This window comes from Persicobacter diffluens (assembly GCF_036244895.1).
GTDB classification, from domain to species: domain Bacteria; phylum Bacteroidota; class Bacteroidia; order Cytophagales; family Cyclobacteriaceae; genus Persicobacter; species Persicobacter diffluens.
The window spans coordinates 789,999-807,672 of sequence record NZ_BQKE01000002.1 but is presented as its reverse complement, the minus strand read 5'-3'; the positions used below and the strand labels follow the sequence as shown (position 1 = coordinate 807,672).

At 39.8% G+C, this 17,674-nt stretch carries 12 protein-coding genes; 7 read left to right on the top strand and 5 right to left on the bottom strand.

The features are described from left to right. Positions 1-198: 198 nt before the first annotated feature. Positions 199-633, top strand: coding sequence for a hypothetical protein (locus AAA970_RS17665; protein WP_338238217.1), 435 nt, complete (start codon positions 199-201; stop codon positions 631-633). 594 nt (positions 634-1,227) lie between these two features. Further along, positions 1,228-1,962 carry a peptide deformylase gene (locus AAA970_RS17660; protein WP_338238216.1) on the top strand — a complete coding sequence of 245 codons (735 nt, stop codon included), beginning with the start codon at positions 1,228-1,230 and terminating at the stop codon, positions 1,960-1,962. Between the two features lie 1,058 nt (positions 1,963-3,020). On the opposite strand, the gene ttcA is transcribed toward AAA970_RS17660, so the two are convergent. Then, positions 3,021-3,833, bottom strand: a complete 813-nt coding sequence (gene ttcA / locus AAA970_RS17655) for a tRNA 2-thiocytidine(32) synthetase TtcA (RefSeq protein ID WP_338238215.1) — start codon at positions 3,831-3,833, stop codon at positions 3,021-3,023. A gap of 800 nt (positions 3,834-4,633) precedes the next feature. Here ttcA and AAA970_RS17650 point away from each other — a divergent pair. Beyond that, positions 4,634-5,527 (top strand): helix-turn-helix domain-containing protein, encoded by an 894-nt coding sequence (locus tag AAA970_RS17650; RefSeq protein WP_338238214.1) that lies wholly within the window; start codon positions 4,634-4,636, stop codon positions 5,525-5,527. A gap of 492 nt (positions 5,528-6,019) precedes the next feature. Here AAA970_RS17650 and AAA970_RS17645 read toward each other — a convergent pair whose 3' ends face one another. The 4 genes from AAA970_RS17645 to AAA970_RS17630 form a co-directional block, all read right to left on the bottom strand. After that, complete coding sequence (locus AAA970_RS17645; protein WP_338238213.1) at positions 6,020-7,330, bottom strand: glycoside hydrolase family 30 protein; 1,311 nt, start codon at positions 7,328-7,330, stop codon at positions 6,020-6,022. Positions 7,331-7,334: 4 nt separating this feature from the next. Then, positions 7,335-7,766: a hypothetical protein gene (locus tag AAA970_RS17640; protein ID WP_338238212.1), complete on the bottom strand. Its 432-nt coding sequence runs from the start codon at positions 7,764-7,766 to the stop codon at positions 7,335-7,337. Positions 7,767-8,331: 565 nt separating this feature from the next. Then, positions 8,332-10,536, bottom strand: a complete 2,205-nt coding sequence (locus AAA970_RS17635) for a hypothetical protein (protein ID WP_338238211.1) — start codon at positions 10,534-10,536, stop codon at positions 8,332-8,334. An 827-nt stretch (positions 10,537-11,363) separates the two neighbouring features. Continuing rightward, a complete protein-coding gene (locus AAA970_RS17630) occupies positions 11,364-12,848 on the bottom strand; it encodes a TIGR00341 family protein (protein WP_338238210.1) in 1,485 nt (494 codons plus the stop codon). A gap of 208 nt (positions 12,849-13,056) precedes the next feature. Between AAA970_RS17630 and AAA970_RS17625 the strand changes: the two genes are divergently transcribed. The 4 genes from AAA970_RS17625 (at position 13,057) to AAA970_RS17610 (ending at position 17,136) form a co-directional block, all read left to right on the top strand. Next, positions 13,057-13,683, top strand: coding sequence for a hypothetical protein (locus tag AAA970_RS17625; protein ID WP_338238209.1), 627 nt, complete (start codon positions 13,057-13,059; stop codon positions 13,681-13,683). Positions 13,684-13,881: 198 nt separating this feature from the next. After that, entirely contained in the window at positions 13,882-14,754 is an 873-nt protein-coding gene (locus AAA970_RS17620) for a carbohydrate kinase family protein (RefSeq protein ID WP_338238208.1), read from the top strand. A gap of 69 nt (positions 14,755-14,823) precedes the next feature. Next, positions 14,824-15,777, top strand: a complete 954-nt coding sequence (locus tag AAA970_RS17615; RefSeq protein ID WP_338238207.1) for a CorA family divalent cation transporter — start codon at positions 14,824-14,826, stop codon at positions 15,775-15,777. 432 nt (positions 15,778-16,209) lie between these two features. Further along, positions 16,210-17,136: a hypothetical protein gene (locus AAA970_RS17610; protein ID WP_338238206.1), complete on the top strand. Its 927-nt coding sequence runs from the start codon at positions 16,210-16,212 to the stop codon at positions 17,134-17,136. The last annotated feature ends 538 nt before the right edge of the window (positions 17,137-17,674 follow it).

Sequence of the window (17,674 nt, the reverse complement as noted above, 5' to 3'; positions counted from 1 at the left end):
TCGGATGTATTTTTTTATTAGAATTTTTTTAAAGATTCCTGATGGTAAAATACCAACAGGAGCTGTGAAGCGGATTTGTGTTTATTAGCCAATATATTTCTAATCAGTCGCTCATTTCTGAATGATTTTATGACTGTGGTTCTGCCCGATATTTGCACTTATCAGATTGATTAAGGACTAATTTTAAATATTATTATCATGAAAAAACTTTTCTTCTTTTTCGCACTAGCGATCGGAGCGATGGCTTGTAACAAATCTGATGACACTGTTGTAAACAACCCAATCGAAGATGCTCAGAAGCAATTGAGCGAGATTTATTTGTATACTGATTCTGAATTGCGTGCAGTAAAAGGAACAGACTACGAATTGATTGATACGGTAGTTCCTACCAAAATTACAATCACTGCTGTGATTAATGAAACTACTTTCGAAGGTGAAATGGAAATCAACGGTAAGCAACCAAGGGAGGAAGAAGCTATTGGTTACACGATCACTAAAGGGGTATTCAGTACTGAAGATTTAAATTATTACCAGGTGAATGAAGTTTTGGAAGTATCTCCTGCTGATGATAAGGAAACTCCACTTCCAACTAACTTGCATATTGTTCCTTTGGTACCAAACCCAGAGAACTAATTAAAAATTATAGATAATTGGAGGATAGTAATTTTGCTTGCCTTATAAGGCGGGTAATCTGTTTTCCAATTAGTCCAATTTTGAAAGCCGCCTTGTGCGGTTTTTTTTATGACCGTTTTTACATGATAGATGCTGGATTAAGCTGGCTTTTTCCTATTTCAGCCATTTTATTCACTGCTTGATTCATTGGGGTTTGCTAAGGGATTCGTTGTCAGATTATTAAGATTGATAATGCAGGTTTTCTAATATTCCAAATCCGGGCAAGCTCACCTTCTCCTTATTCATCTGCTTTTTGGAATTAACCAAACAGGAAAATTCCGTCATTTTATTTGCCTTATAACTAAAACAGGATTTTAGCAGGAATAATTCAGATTAAGCCTGCATCATTCGGTTTAGACAAGTCTGATTTTTTTCATAAGCTTTTTAAAAAAATCAGCATAATTTATGCGTAAATTATTCCATATTGTGTTCGTCAAACTGTCAAGAGAAGAAGGCAGGTTCAAGGCTTTCCGAGATAGCCAGGTTTTGTTTTAATGTTTCTTCGGAGGGCTTTTTCAGGATCATCATCCGGGGACTTTAAATATCAATATTTCGATGTTCAAAAGTTATCTTATTTATACGCTTATCATTATGGTTGCATGTTTACAGTCTTCCTGTTCATCAGATGAGGCCCTTAACTTGAGTATTCCGGAGGAAGGCTTTGAGGTAGTGCAGCATATTCCGGCAGGCGAAGAAGGAAGAGCTCAGAATGCTTTGTATTTAAACCCACGGAGGATAAAGGAGAAAGAGTTTAATAGTCCGGCGCTCCATATTTTTATCGACAGTATGTATACCGTAATGCGGAGAACGGCTGGAGTAGGGATTGCAGCAAATCAGTTGGGTAAGCGACTTCAGATATTCATCATTGAAGCCCAGGTCAACAACCCAAGGTATCAGGTGCTGGGCCCTGTGGAAAAACAGATTTTTATTAATCCGAAAATCACCAAGGTATCCAAGGCGCGAATGAATTTTTGGCATGGCTGCCTGAGCGCCAAGGGGGAAAAAAGAGGGAATGTCGCCACCTTTAAATGGGTAGAATATGAATGTCGAAACGCGCAGGGACAAATTCAGTCCGGCCGATTAGAAGGTTTTGCGGCTGTAATTTTCCAGCACGAATACCGTCATTTGATGAAGGGCACTTATATGGATCATGCTCAACAATTTTTAGCCAAGGATGAGTTGGATCAAAAGCTTGAATCCGGAGCGTTGCCGTTTTTTGATTTGGCGGATGATCGTTTACCCTTATTGATTGAGGGCTATCAATTAGATAAATATTTGGACGATTATTAAAAGTGAGTATTGAAGCCAAAATTCATATCGAAAATGCTTATAGAAGAGGCGATTGTGATAGTAGTTAGAGCATATTTAAAAGTAGACTATCGAATATTTTGGCCAGATAGCGGGTTTCTTCCTGACGAATGGCGCTGGCGTGATCATAACAGGGGTTGATTTTCTTACATTAAAGGATTTTCGACAGCCTAATTTAAAAGCACCCCAGCCGGCTGCAAATTCGAATTATTGGAAGCGATACCTCAAATTTTCGCTGCGAATGTTGGCTTTTAAAAATGCTCATAATCTTCCTTATAAAATGGGAGATTGCTTGAATGGGTGGTCGCCATTTCGATGAGGTTGTCAGATTTGGCCAAGAGTATTTATGCAAAGTTTTTTTTAGTATAGATTTTAATTAATGCAAACAGGTTTAATAAAAAAGCAGCGAATATCATTTTTAAAAACGATGGTTGGTTTGATGATTGGCAGGTGCTGCTTTACTGGTTCTATATTTCAAGTGCTGAGAATTTACTGAGCGTTAATGAGTTGGTCTTGGTGGGCGTTGGGATCACTTTTCTGATATTGCTAATAGTAAAATCAAAGCAAGTGGTATTATTGGATTTAAAAATATTGGATACGACGCTAAAGCTTACAACTTATTCATTAATAGCCGGTAGAAGGACTTTTTCTATTCAAGTGGAGGATGTAGTTAATGTTTACTATGTGGGGGCAAATGAAGTAGAGTTGTGGTATAAGCAGGTTATGGGCAATTCTCTGAAAGGAAAGCCATGGAAGGCTATTGTGAAAAAAAGGTTTCGAGTTTATGCGGAACCATGGGGTGACATTAATTTTCAATTTAGACAGTTCGCATTATTTTTAGCACAGCAGAAATAAATACACCCAAATTATGCCTGTATAAATCCAGCATAGCTATATATCAGGAAACAAGGTACTAATTCCTTGTTTCGAGTTTTTTCCAAGGAAGTAGGTCAATGAGGGGGATGCAAGCTATATTAGGTTGATCTGATTTCAACCCATTCAGCTTTACCACTACTGTTACCAAAATTTATTTGTCAGCATTATTTATACTCGCTAAGATCCTTGCCATGCATATTGAAAAAATCAAAAAGCTTGGGATCTAGCAGGTGAGAGGGACTCACATTCTGTAGGGCATTGAAAATAATTTCAATTCGATCAGGATAGGCCTGCTCCCAGGTATTTAGCATGGCTTTGATGGTTTGTCTCTGAAGCTTAGGCTGAGATCCACAAAGATTACAAGGGATTATCGGAAATTCACGAATTTCTGCATAGGTGGCAATATCCCGTTCACGACAATAGGCCATCGGACGCAAGACGGTAAGGCTACCATCATCGGTCAGGTATTTGGCCGGCATAGCTTCCATTTTTCCGGAAAATAGCAGGTTGAGAAAAAAGGTTTCGATGATATCATCCTGATGGTGCCCCAATGCTAATTTATTGGCGCCCAATTTTTTCGCCGTATCGTATAAATTACCGCGACGCAAACGGGAACACAAACTACAAGTGGTTTTTCCCTCCGGCACTTTTTCCTTCACTATGGAATAGGTGTCTTTTTCAATGATTTGAAAATCGACGCCCAGATTTTTCAGGTAGTCCGGCAGTATATGCTCCGGGAAGCCTGGTTGTTTCTGGTCCAAATTGACCGCGACGATGTCAAAATGAAATGGCACCACTTTTTGAGTGTGCAGCATCATGTCCAGAAGGGTGTAGCTATCCTTTCCCCCTGACAGACAAACCATGATTTTATCTCCTGCCTCTACCATTCCAAAATCCATCATTGCTTTGGAAGTATTCGAAGTGAGTTTCTTTTTAACTTTTGCTGCTGCTTTCTTTTCCGTACCCAAATTTTCCATGTGGCCGCAAATATCTCCGTATCGGCTGTAAATTCAAAATTTGGGATGCGATTAAAACGTTGATTTCAACTTATCGCCTGTTCAAAGCCACATTACTCCAGCCAGATAACTCCTACTGTAATCCTCGTTTAGCTGCGAGCTGGTATAAGTGAAAAAAATAGCGGTCACCTTGTTGTTTTCCAAAGAAGCCGATGAAGGAGGAAAAGTGGGTATATTACAGATTTTAGCTGTAGGGAAATTGATAAAAGTAAGCCGAACATGTTGATAATGAATTTTTAGGCCGTCTAAATCAGGTGTTGAATAATTCGGGTTCAGAGTGTTTAAAGTGCAAAATTCGTGATGAAAATACTCTTTTTAGAGCCGATCCCCCTTTATTTCGAGCGCATATCCTCGCTAATGTTGAAAAATAATCAAAAATCGCATCCAATTATTCGAATATGCTGCGGGATGGGGCATTTTTTAACAGCCTCAAAGCTAACGATGCGCCTTAATTTTTTGAAATTTTTAAATCCTGACTGCGGACATTAGAATAAAATTGCGCTTTCGTGAAGTGATAGTTGGGGATATATATCCTAAAACGGGATGTCTTGCTGCTTTTTAAAAACTGATGTCAAACATGGCAGATGAAGTAAAGAGGAATAAAGGCGAAAAGCGCTTGGTCTACCTTTTTCCAAAGAAAGCGTTCAAGCCGAGGGAAAAGGTTTAGTGTTTGCACATCGGTCAGAGGAAGTTATTCCGCATTCGCCGCTAGGGTAAATTCCTGACTATAATTTTGAAGGCAATAGCGAAAATAAAATAGTATGACGGAGTCATTAGGTGCTGTAATTTCAGCAAATGATATTTTCAGAGCAACCAACTCTTTTTTTGAGGTGAGGGAATGGGCGGGAGAAGAGGATGACTTTCTCCTGACGCCTGATTTAAAAAGAAATTACCACATAATTTTTCTGGAGGCTTGTAGCCAGCCTATCCGAATGGGAAATGAAAGGCCGATGGTAGATTGCCCTCTGTTAATTATTTTAGGCCCTCATGATGCCCCGGATTTCAGTTTTCCAGAAAATGCAAGTGTAAATGCAAGGATATTAAGCTATTCCAAGGATTTATTTTCGATTTCAATGGATCTTAAGCACCATCAGTTTTTTTTCCAAAATGAAAGTATAAATGCTTATTATAAATTAAAAGAGAAAGAGGGGAAGTTCATCAGGGAAATATTGGACAATATTCAGGAGCAACAACTGGGTGGGCGGAAAGCAGTTCCTCATTTGGACCTGTTCGTAGCCTTTTTTGATCCGCTTTTTACCTTTATTAATAAAAAGGCTCAGCAAAATCGGTGGGAAGAGAGCAGTAGGATGCACGTTTACTACCGCGCTTTTCTAAAAGTTTTGGATGAGCATTACAAAAAATGGCATTTGGTAACGGATTATAGCCGGCTATTGGGAATTCACGAAAAGCAATTGAGCCGTTCTTGTCGTAAAGTGGTGGATATGTCCCCTTTACAGGTCATTCATCAGAAGGTATTAATGGAGGCGAAGCATTTGCTTATTTATAGTGATTTAAATGTAAAGCAATTGGCCTATGAGTTGGGGTTTAATGAACCTTCGCATTTTAGTAAATTTTTTAAAACTAAAATGGGGATATGGCCCACGGAGTATCGTGATCATATTCGTTATACCAGTGGCGCGGAAAAGGCTCTTTGACAGGTAATACCACTAAATAGCGTGTAGGAAATAACGCCATTGGATTTGTTTCCTAGGTTGCATAGATACGTTCCATATTTTTCTTAATTGCCAGGCTTCGGTCAATTCATTAACGGGAGGATGCATGCTTGCTCCTCCTTCATCTGTTTCCCAGGAAAAAACTCGAAATAGAAAAAATCCCTTCATATGACCGCCATGCAACTAAACGAGGATTTAGCATAGATAATCCGGCTAAGGTAAATGACGGCATTTGTTGAAGTCCCCTTCTAGGCGAAAATTCAAATTATTGGAAGCGATTTAGGATTATTTCTCAACAATAGCGATGCTATTCTCTCAAAATAATCGGGTATCCCTTCTGCAATACTTCAAATTTTCGCTACGAATTTTGGCTTTTAAACACGCTATAAACGAGGAGGTAAGCATGAATAATCCGGGTTAAATTAAAATGGAACAAATACTATTGGCCGGTAGCTTGAGTTTACAAATATTTTTTCATTTTTGTAATTGGTAACTTTGTTCGGTACTAGTTGGATTTCGACAGATTAATACCAATTGACCACCGGAGTTTTTGAAGGCTAAAGCCTGAATATTGTTTTTGGTATGACACCCAATTCTGTAAGCTCCGGCTTTAATAAATTGAGTAAAATGTCGCACCACCCAGTATTGAGGGTTAATGCGATAATTTTTTTGAAAAGTGTCTACGGTGATCATGGCATTCTGCTTCCAGCCCCAGGAGCTCATGCCCGTTTCATCTAATACCATATTCCATTGTAAGTAGTAAGAGGCTTTTCGCTGAAGGTACCAATACATTTGATCAAAAGTTTGAAAGGCATATGCCCAGTCATTTTGGCCCCATCCGCATTTGGTTTCAGTCTGCATGATTTTCATTTCCGGAAATTGGTGGATGGTTTGCTCCACTGCCGCATCACCATCCCATTGGTAGCCGACCCCGGTAAGGTATTGTTTGCTCTCCGGCGCGCTGAGTACGGTTTGGACGTATTCCTGAAACTCGTCCGTCTGGTCGTTGCCATTGATAGTCCCTAACCATATTTCACAATCCGAAATATTAGATTTGAGCTCCGGGCCCAAATACGTTCCAATAAAGGTTTTGAGCTGTTCACCAGTCCAGCCACAGGAGGGAAAGGCGGGCAGGTGCAGCGGCTCATTTTGTGGGTGCACTGCAACGATATTGATCCCCTCTTTTCTGTAATTTTTGATATATTTTCTAAAATAAAGGGCATAGGCAGCCAATGTTTTGGCATCTGTTTTTATACTTCCTCTGGCGTAATGATTGTTCTCCTTCATCCAAAAGGGAGGCGTCCATGGTGAGCCCCAAATTTTTAGGGAGGGCTTAACGTCCATGGCCGCTTTGAGGTAAGGGATGAGGTATTTCCGGTCCCGATCCAAACTGAAATTTTCCATTTTATAATCTCCAGCATGATCGTTTAGGGAATAGTAATCCAGGGCATAGTCACTTGCGCCAATAGGCATCCGGCAGTAATCAAAATTACAGGCCTCCGTGGAAAATAGAAGCTTCATGATTTCCTCTCGCTCGGCATCTTCGAGGTACTGTAACGCTTTCCACCCTTTTTCATTAAAGCAGCCTCCCCAGCCCTCAATTTGTTGGTAAACCAGGTTTTCTTCTAACTCGATATCCGCAATGATTTTTTTATTTCCTTTTTGCCAGGTAATGGCTTTGGTCTCCCACTGTTTTTCCGCATAGGATAGCCATTGGGTGGTTGGTGCCTGAAGAGGTGGGGTGAAAAGTAATAGCAGGCTAAGGATGATAATCGAAATTCTCATAATTTTAAAAAATAATAATAGAAAATGCTTCCAGTCCAAGCGGAAATGGAGATTTAAAAAATGATAAGTAATCAAATATTCCCGTTTTTTTGGGAAGGTTTTGAGAGGTATGGCCTAGAAAATGGGGTAGAAAAAAAAGCATAATCACAGAATTATTATTTAGCACATATATTTTTTCGATTACACTTTTGAGTAGGGTTGAATGTTGCTTTCGAAATATCGGTAAGTTAGAATGGGTTTCCGGAATTCTCCAAGGCTCTTGAGAGTATAGAGCCTGTTTTAAAAGCACACCATCCGGCTGCAAATTCGAATTATTGGAAGCGATTTTGGATGCTTTCTTAATAATAGTGATGCTATTCTCATAAAATAATTGGGTATCGCTTCTATTATCGGTTTTTCGCTGCGAATTTTGACTTTCAAACACGCTTTTGCTCACTTTAGGTTAGTTCAGCGAAAAATACTATCCTTCTCTTTTCTTTGGAAAGGTGATTTCACTGATTAGCCTTAAGCCTGATTTTTTAACCCTATATTTATTGATTTGATGTAACTGATTTGTTATCATTTCGCAATGGCCGGTTATGGTGTTTTTTAATCGCCCAAATGTGGGTAAGCTTGCTTGCTCCTCCTTCATCTTTTTCCCAGGAAAAAATTCATAATAGGAAAAATCCCTTCCTTTTCTCGCCATGCAACTAAAGGAGGATTTAGCATAGATAATCCGGCTTAAGGTAAATGTCGGCATTGGTTGAAGTCCCCTTCTAGGCGAAAATTCGAATTATGTACAGGAATTACAGTATTGTGTGGAAGGGCAGCATTGTTGTTTAGTGGTCCAAATCCGCCTCCTTCATTAAAATGAGGAGGCAGTTGGTTGGAGTTTTACTGTCACCTGTTGACTAAGTGTTTCCAGAAAGGAATGCTTGCGTTATGCATGCGCTGGATATGTTTTCGTAAGAGCAACCATCCCTTGGTCAAACATGACTGACGGCCTGATTTAATAGCGATGATTAGAAAGGGATATTTTGTTTTCTATGAAATTTTTCAAATTGACGATCGGCCGTGTTTTTCAGGATTTCTTTGGCAAGACCATGCTTTCGGGATACACCTAAAAGATTAATTTTATCCCCCTGTTCAGTTAAGTAGGAAACGCTCATTTGTTCAGTGGTCACCTCAATGATAAGTTGGTGTTGCCTGCCATCTAAAGTAAATCGTTGGTCCGGATAGGATTCTTCATCGAAAATAACTTCTCCGGAAAAGCCTTCTACATCATAAAAATAACTGCTTTTGTCTTTCGTCTTTCGACATTGGAAAAGAGATTTTTTCCCATTCAGGAAAAATGAGTAATCTAAATGTTCCAGTGCCTGGGGGATTCGAGGGGCAAGTGTCAGTTCGTTTTTCCAGAGTGCCGGTCGGATTCCCAGAAAGTTTTCCTGTATTAATTGCAGGGCCATAGAAGTTGCCCGAAGGTCTAATAAGTGGCCTACAGCATAAGGTATTTTGTTGGTAAGCCGGAAGCCAGAAGGAATGCTTCCCAGAAGTTCATCGGTGGTATTATGTTGAGCAATATCCTGAAACTTCTGCCATACCAGCTCTTTTTGGTAGATTTCAAGCAAGGGAATGAAAGCGGTTAAGCTTTCAAATGCAGGCGCATAGTATCGTTCTTCCGGATTATTTTCTTCCCCCAGACTATCCATCAACCAGTCTTTCGGCATTTCTATTTCGTCCAGTAATCCTACCGGAGCTTGATGCCGGGCGTACTGTTGTGCCAAAAAGTTAACTTTCTTATAGGGCTCATGAATATAGTCTGATAAGCAGAATAAACGCAAATTGGTTTGGAATTCCTGTCCACCCAATGAAATGCCGGCACTGGAGATTTTTATCGGTTGGTCAAGATACAGCTTATTAAAATGCCAGCTGGCTTTGGCCCAGGTGGCCTGAAATAATTCTTCGTCCTCAAAATTACCTAAATAAGCGGCTATCTCTTTGGTCATTTGTAAACTTTCTAACCATAATATCTGCTGATCCAATGGCACTTTTCCATCCTTACTTTTAATGAGAAAATGCTCATCAAGCCGTAGACTGATACAGCTTTTGATCCCCATGGCTAAGGAAGGGTATACCTTTTCAATAAATTCCGGATTTTTGAAGTATTTAAGGTAACTGAATAAGGCTTGGCAAAAATGGCTTAGAGGTAGAAAACCATTGTATTGAAGCTGCGACCGTTTAACGCTTTCGGGCAAAAAGCCATATTGGCTGCTGGCCGTATCCCGGTTTTGCAACTGGCTGTAATGCTGCAGCAATTGTTGGGCTTGCTGCATTTGGCCCCTGATCAACATGGCTCCTGTGATACTTTGAAGGTGGTGACTGGAAATATCGCCCGGCGAGGGCGGGAAACCTAATGAATAGGGCATGTTAGCCGCGTCTTGATGCAGGATTTCCAAACTTTGTGAGAGTAGATTTAAAAAAGGAACCATTTCACAGGAGGAGGATTTGAAATAGGGATAAGTATGCATGGAAATGGGAGGGAGTTGGTTTTCGAGCTCCTGACGCGCTGTTTTTAATAAAGTTATTCCCTCTGATTTCTCTTGACAGAAAATCGCCACAAAGCCCTTTGCCTTCCCACTTACTTCCAGGTGTCCGTCCTTGAAAAGGGCATTGGTTTTTTCAATAGGAGCCATGAGGATATATCCTTCGGTTTTTTTTGTCGGATACCATAAGGCATTTGATTCAAAAATAGGGTCGCCTGTCGCTAAGCCAATAAGTTTAATCCCTAATTGACGATGGTCCTGTTCGGGCAGGTAAATGACCAGTGCCGGATGTTGAGCCAGAAAAAAGGTATATTCCCTTCCTTTGGGATGGGCTCGTAAAAAATAACTGCTGCCGCTTCGGAAGGGAATGTTGGTGTTTTGAACTAAGCTGTCATTCAGGTAAAGGCGATAATCTCCCAATACTACTTTGCCTTGCCAATGCCATCCCCGATAGGCCGCAAAAGCATCCTGCTTTCCTTTTGCCGCCTGATTAAAAAAATAACCGCCAAAGGCGTTAGATAATAAAAATTTGGGATTACTTCCTGCGGGGAAATCGACCTCATAGGCCAGTGCATTTTTGGACGTTAAGGGGGAATGCCTGGAAGAAGTGTCCGTTTCTTGCTGGCAGGCGGGGAGAAAAAAAAGAGTACTGATAATAATGGAAATACAAAGTTTTTGCATCATTTGGGAATTCCGGTTTGTTCCAGTGAGGGAAATAGCCCGGGTCACTTTTCTTATTGGTGATCCCTTCATGATACAAGACTTCTTGTAATTTTGGTACTTCCTTCATGTGTTCAACCCGATTAAGAAGGATTTGTGTAGAATTTCAATACTAATATTAAACTGAATAATTCACCGCTAGATTCAACGGATCAACATAAACAATTTATTATTAATGCATTGCGGCGAGATTTATTAATATATCATCGCCCAATTTTGGGGAAGCTTGCTTTCTCCTTCTTCATCTGCTTCCTTGGGAAAAACTCGAAATAGGAAAAATTCGGTCATTTTTCCGCCCTTTAACGAAGCGAGGATTTAAGCTAAGCAGGAATAGTCGGGTTAAGATTATTGCCCATTTTTTGTCATCAGAGCAGCACTTTGCTTTTGCCAGATGGAATTATCCCGCTCAAAAAATGCCATGGCTGCCTGGTATATCCTTACGGCTGTTTTAACCCAAATTATTCACCGTCAGATTTTGTGAAATGTCTTAACTAACTAATTGTCAATCCACTATATTTGTGCTTGCTGATTTTGTTATAGCCCAGATTTGGGCAAGCTTGCTTTCTCCTTCTTCATCTGCTTCCTTGGGAAAAACTCGAAATAGGAAAAATTCGGTCATTTTTCCGCCTTTCAACGAAGCGAGGATTTAAGCTAAGCAGGAATAATCCGGCTTAAGGATACTAATTTGGATGGCTGAAAACCGGAAAAACCACCCAAAATGCACTTGTGATGAGCTTTTATGGTGGTTTACTGAATTTGTGAAAGCAGAATTCGGTTGAACGTGCTATAGCTTATTTTTCTTCAATAATTTTCACTCCTCTTTTGGTTCTGGCCTCCAGGAAGCGCAACAGGCGCGCCTCATTTCGTTTGCGTTCTTTGATGTATTGAGGTTTGCTCAAGTCCCATTGAAAAGTGGCAATTACCTGGTGCTCTGCGTCTTCTCCTTTAAACTGGGTGGTGCTGATTTTTCCCATCGTGAGGGACTTGAGTTCCGGAAAAATTACCCTCGCAATATTGGTAATGTCATTAAACGGAATACTGTCATTTTGGAGGTAGAGCAGGCTTTTTTGCAGACTATCAGTAGTAGCTAACTGATCAACCAATGCCATATTTGATTTTTTTAATTCCTGATCAAATCTTTGTTGTAAGATGTTCAGTTTAGAGTTATAAATAATCAATTGTTGTTTCAATTGCTTCTGCTCCTGATCAGGGGGAGAATCTGTCGGGATTAAGTCTATATTGGTGGCCTTGGGCAAATCCCATTTTAACAACAAGGTACTTTGATAGGCACTATTTAACTTTTGTTCCAAAAGCGTAACGGAATCCGGTTCAATATAAGTACCGAAATAGTAAACCTTTAAATTAAGTTGTTTTAGTGAGTCTCGTTTTGCCGACCACTGGACGCCCTGAAGTAAATCCTCATGAATATTTTGTGAAATAAAGTTTTCAATCAACTTTCGTTCGGTGATATTTTTTACGGCACCAAATAAGTAGACAAAGCTGGGAATCAGTAATAAAGTCACGATGAACAAGCCCCATCGATGAGTTTTGGCGGCCACTTGGGCATCAGGGGTTTCCACCTGTGGGAATCGTAATAGTCGAACAATCACATAGGTCGAAAGACTGATCAGGACCGCATTGATGAAGAACAGATAAAATGCACCTCCAAAAATTTTCAACTCCCCACTGGCGATGCCAAAACCTGCGGTACATAGTGGCGGCATTAAGGCGGTCGCGATCGCTACCCCCGGAATCGCATTGGTTTTGTCAGTACGGGAGCCTGCAATAATGCCGGCCAGTCCGCCAAAAAAAGCCACAAAAGCATCCAGAATGGTAGGGGCTGTCCGGGCTTTCATTTCTTCGGTCAGTTCACCAAATGGCGAAATTTTGAAATATATGATGGATACCGTCAGACTCAGGCCAACGGCCACCATGAAATTTCGTAAAGATTTAATCAGATATTCCCGGTCATTAATGCCTACAGACAAACCAATCCCTAAAATGGGAGACATCAAAGGAGAAATTAACATGGCGCCAATAATGACAGCGGGAGAATTGACATCCAAACCTATGCAGGCAATGATATTGGAACATATCAGGATCCATAGGTTGGAGCCCATTAGAACAACCCCTTCTTTAATGCCCTTAATAGTGCCAATATAATCGGTGTCCGCCGCAAGATTAGCAATACGGTGAAAGACCAATCGATTATAATTGATAAAATCCCGTAGGACCAAACGTATCAGCTTTACAAATCTTTTATCCTTTAGAGCCATAAGTTGACGAGGAATATACCATGTTTTTAATGGACAAATGTAGGATAATTGGAATAACTTTATTTCATGAACCGCTGATATTTTTTGGGTATTACGCTTTGCTTACATTGCGAAATGTCCTTGGAGTGGAATTTAGCAGGTATATTTTAGAAATACCGCCGATAATTCTTATATTCCTTCAGGCAAATTTTAAATTTTTTTCCCCACAATGAAATATAAAGCCTTTAGTAATCGATTGGTGTCGGATGCCCCCACGTCTGACAAATCAATAGTGCAGGATCCATTACCCCAATGGTCTTCTTCTGTTGATTCCCGTTTTTCTTCCATTGAATATGTGTTGATTGAAGAAAATATTGAATTTCAACATCTTAAAAGTTGTTCGGATTTTATTAAAAAATTACCCGCTTCTACCTTTTCCATTGCGGTGGATCTCAGTGCGATGGGTCGCTTTGAGGGAGGCTTGGCATTGTTACATCTTAAAGAAATAGACGCTGATACTGTCGAACAGAAAGTAGGGAACAATATGGAAGTGCCCAATTTTTCGGCGCAGTTTTCAGATTACCTCCAATGGATGGAATTATCAAATGAGATGCATTATGAGGAATATTCTACCATGTACTTCCAACAACTGGCTGCATTGTTATATACAGCCAGAGCGGAAAATTGTAATCGGGTGATCATGCTTTTTAGGCATAAAAGTAATCATTTGGTTGCGGATTCTTTTATCGATTTTTACAGATTGTTTAAGCCCTATGATACACCGGTAGTGAATCAAATAAAAAGAGTACGCCGGATGTCCGATGATGTGGAAATATTTTTGGGTTGGATTGAATAATCGCCTATTGAGCGCGTGTTTATAAGCACACCCTCCGGCTGCAAATTCGAATTACTGGAAGCGTACCCGCGTATTTTATCAACAATAGCGATGCTATTCTCTTAAATTAATCAGGTATTGCTTCTGCAATAATTAAATTTTTACGGCGAATTTTGGCTTTAAACTCGCGCTTAGTTTTCGTCATATATTGGATAATACATGAAGCAATATAAAATTATTGGGATAGGTGAAATTTTATGGGACCTTTTGCCCGGCGGAAAGCAGCTTGGCGGGGCTCCCGGAAATTTCGCTTTTCATTGTCAGCAATTAGGTGCTCAATCCTATCTGCTTAGTGCTGTAGGGAAGGATGGACTTGGTGATGAAATCCAACAACAGCTAAATGCTCAACATTTAGGGCGCTATATCACAGTGCTTCCTGCTCAACCTACAGGTACCGTGGAGGTGGAACTCTCTTCAAACGGTATTCCCCAATATACAATACATGAGGATGTTGCCTGGGACTATATTCCATTTAGTCCGGAAATTCAGGTCTTGGCGGAAGCAGCGCATGCAATTTGTTTTGGCTCTTTGGCGCAAAGGAGTGCCGTTTCTGCTTCGACGATTCGCCGTTTACTGAAATCAGCACCCGAGGATTGTTTGAAAGTATTTGATATTAATTTACGACAACATTTTTATTCCAAAGTAATCATAGAGGATTCTTTGCGGTTATGTAACGTGCTTAAAATCAATAAGGAAGAGCTTATGGTGCTGCAGGAGTTTTACCATCTTCCCTCAGAGGAAATAGCGGCTTTAAAAAGTCTAATTGGTCAGTATCAACTGAAATGGATTGCCCTGACCAAAGGAGCAGAGGGAAGCATACTGATGGATGCCAGGGGAGAAGTCTCTGAGCTTTCCAGCCCAAAAGTGGTGGTAAGCGATACCGTGGGTGCCGGAGACGCCTTTACGGCAGCTTTGGTCATGGGTATTTTGAAGGGGCAACCGCTAAAAGACCTGCATGCGCAAGCGGTTAAAATTGCCGCTTTTGTTTGTACTCAAAAAGGAGCAATGCCCGCATTGAAGGCTATCCTTTAAAATTGGTTTATAGTCATATTGTCGCTATGAACTTTGACTTTCCAAAGGGAAAATTCCAATACAATGCCTATGATCGAATTACTGTTAAAAAACCGAGAGACGGTTAAGCTTCAGCATACGGACGAGATAAAAGGACACCTGCTTCGTTTTGATGTCATTAAGTTTATCGATTATAGTCATCAGGAGGTGGAATGGGCGCAACAAACTTTTGGTCTGGATTTTTCCATTATGCAGCGTTATGAGGACATAGAGATTAGTTCTCATTTGATTGAACAGGAAAATCAAATTTCCATGCACATTTCCATTCCCTACGGAATTCAGGAAGAGAACCTTTCGGAGACTCCTATATTTTTCATCCTTACTTCCAGTGCCCTGTTCTTTTTTTCCGGTCCCAATGAAAACAGTCTTTTCAACAAAAGCTATTCTAAAGGATTTCAGAAATTGCAAAAGTCCAATGGGGTGGAAGCAATTTTAAAGTATCAGGTGGAGTTTATCTCTGATTATTTTGCTGACATCACCGAAACGGAGGTGCATAAGATTAAAGTTTTAGCGAATAAAGTATTGCTGGAGAAGAAGTTCAAGGATGATATTATGGATCGCATTACAAAGTATAGCTTTAATAATTTACTGATTAAAGAGGCTTTAATTGAGTCCACCAGGGTCATTAGTCTTTTTAAAAAATCTGCCTGGGGAAGTAAATTAGAGGTGTGGGAAACCATTGAAAGTGATCTAAAGGATTTATCAGTGGTGTCGGATTATATTCAATTTAATTTTGAGCGGCTGGATGATTTGCAGGATTATGTCGCAAACCGGGTAGATTTGGAGCAGAATTATATTTTTAAAATGCTGACCGTGGTGACGGTTTGTATCTCGCTACCTACCTTGGTGGCCGGTGTTTATGGGATGAACTTTGTCCATATGCCGGAATTAAAAGCCACTTGGGGATATCCGTTAACGTTGATCTCTATGGTGCTATTGGGGATTGTTCCTTTTATGATTGCCAAATGGAAGAAGTGGTTGTGAGGTATCTATCAGATTTGTTTTTGAGGGTGAGTTTTTTTACTGATTACTTGTTGTGAGGGAGCGACAATACATTTCAACTAAATTAATTCGCGTTAATATATCTGGATATTTTTTATGCCCCTCTAGTTCTCTGTACTATTCCTATTCCTATTCCTATTTAAATTTTTTATTTTGGATGTGGGAAATGTGCTCCTAATTATTGGCCTAATTGAAGGGGGTGTTGTCTAAATATATTTTATTTCCATTATTGTTTTCTGTTTTTCTTCATAATAATATCTATTATAGGTTGGTTTTTAAGTATATAGTTTAATATTTAACCTCTTATGGATTTGTTATTTTTTAGAGTGGGCCTATTGCTTTATTTTTTATGGTGCTTTTCACCCAGTACATTGATGGCCCAAAGAGACTTTCAGGCAGGTTTTATTGTCAAGAATGAAGGGGGATACTCTTTTTGGAGAAATTGATTATCGGAATAATATTAATAGCGCAAAATTTTGTTGGTTCAAATCTCTGGCAGGAAATCTCAAATATGAACCATCGGATATTTTAGCCTATGGTTTTTTAAAGGGGAAGCAATACGTCAGTAAAACGGTTGAGGTGAAAGGTCAAACTGGTCAGTATTTTTTAGAGTATTTAGTGAAGGGTTTCGCTAATTTGTATTATTTGAATTTAGGGCGATTGGATTATTATTTTTTGGAAAAAGGGGAAGAGCTTCAGCCTCTAACGAATGATGAGGTGGAGATTATCGATGAAGATGGTACCGTATTACGAAAGGATTCAAATCAATACAAACGGATTATGAATTATTACTTTAATGATGCGCCCTCTGTGCAGGAAAGGGTAGATGATACCTATTTTCCGTATAAAGACCTCATTCGTATTACCAAGGATTATCATAAAGCGGTATGTAGTGATTATGCCTGTATTGATTACACCAAAAATTTGATTAATATATCTTCCGTAGAGCTTATGTTGGGGCTTAATGCTGGATCCTATTATATGAAAAAGCATGATTTATCCATCGCTGCCGATCGAAATGTTTCTATGGGGATCCTTCTCCTGTTTAAGCCGCTGAAAGCTTTCAGGGCATGGAACGTGGAGTTAGGTTTGGATTATACCCAATTGCATTATCAACATTATAGCTGGATTAGTACTTTTGGTTATTTAAATATGGATGCACAGTATGCTGTTTTTAAATACCAATTTGGCCTGAGGTATGAGCTTCCTCAAAAGGCTGTTCAGCCTTTTTTCTCTTTAGGGTTGACACCCCAATCCTGGCAGCATCAGAAAGGTCACGTGGCCTATGAAAACAATATGAGGCCTAGGTATCTTGATTTGTTTCCCTCTAAGACCTGCTGACTTCAACTTTCAACCGGAGCTAAGTACAACATTGGAGTGAATTATTTATTGGTTCGGGTTGGCTATGAATACTTATTTCGGTTAGGAGGAGACCATTTCCAGAATTGGACAATGAGTATAGGTTATGGCTTTGGAAGTAATTAAAAGGGACCTTTTCTTTGGGAGTAGTAATCTGTAAGAAGCTGTTTAAATATATATTTCTAATCTTAAAAAAAGGATGGAGGTTTTCTTCCAACGCGTATTGGTAGTTTCCCTCCGTCCTATTTTTTTATCCGAAAACCCAGCTTTAGTTGCTTGCTGCGGAAAAATGAAGAAATTTTTCCTATTTCACGTTTTTATCATCGGGCAGATGAATGAAGCGAAAAGTAAGCCTACCCCAATCGGGCTATCAGAAAATCAGCGAAATCAATCACAATGCGCAGGTAGAAAACCCCTTGAAGGAACCCTAATCTTGTGGTGAATAATTCAGCTTAGGTTCACCTCCAGGTATCGTATTTTATCTTCATATCCCACACGCTGCCTGAAAAATATTCATCAA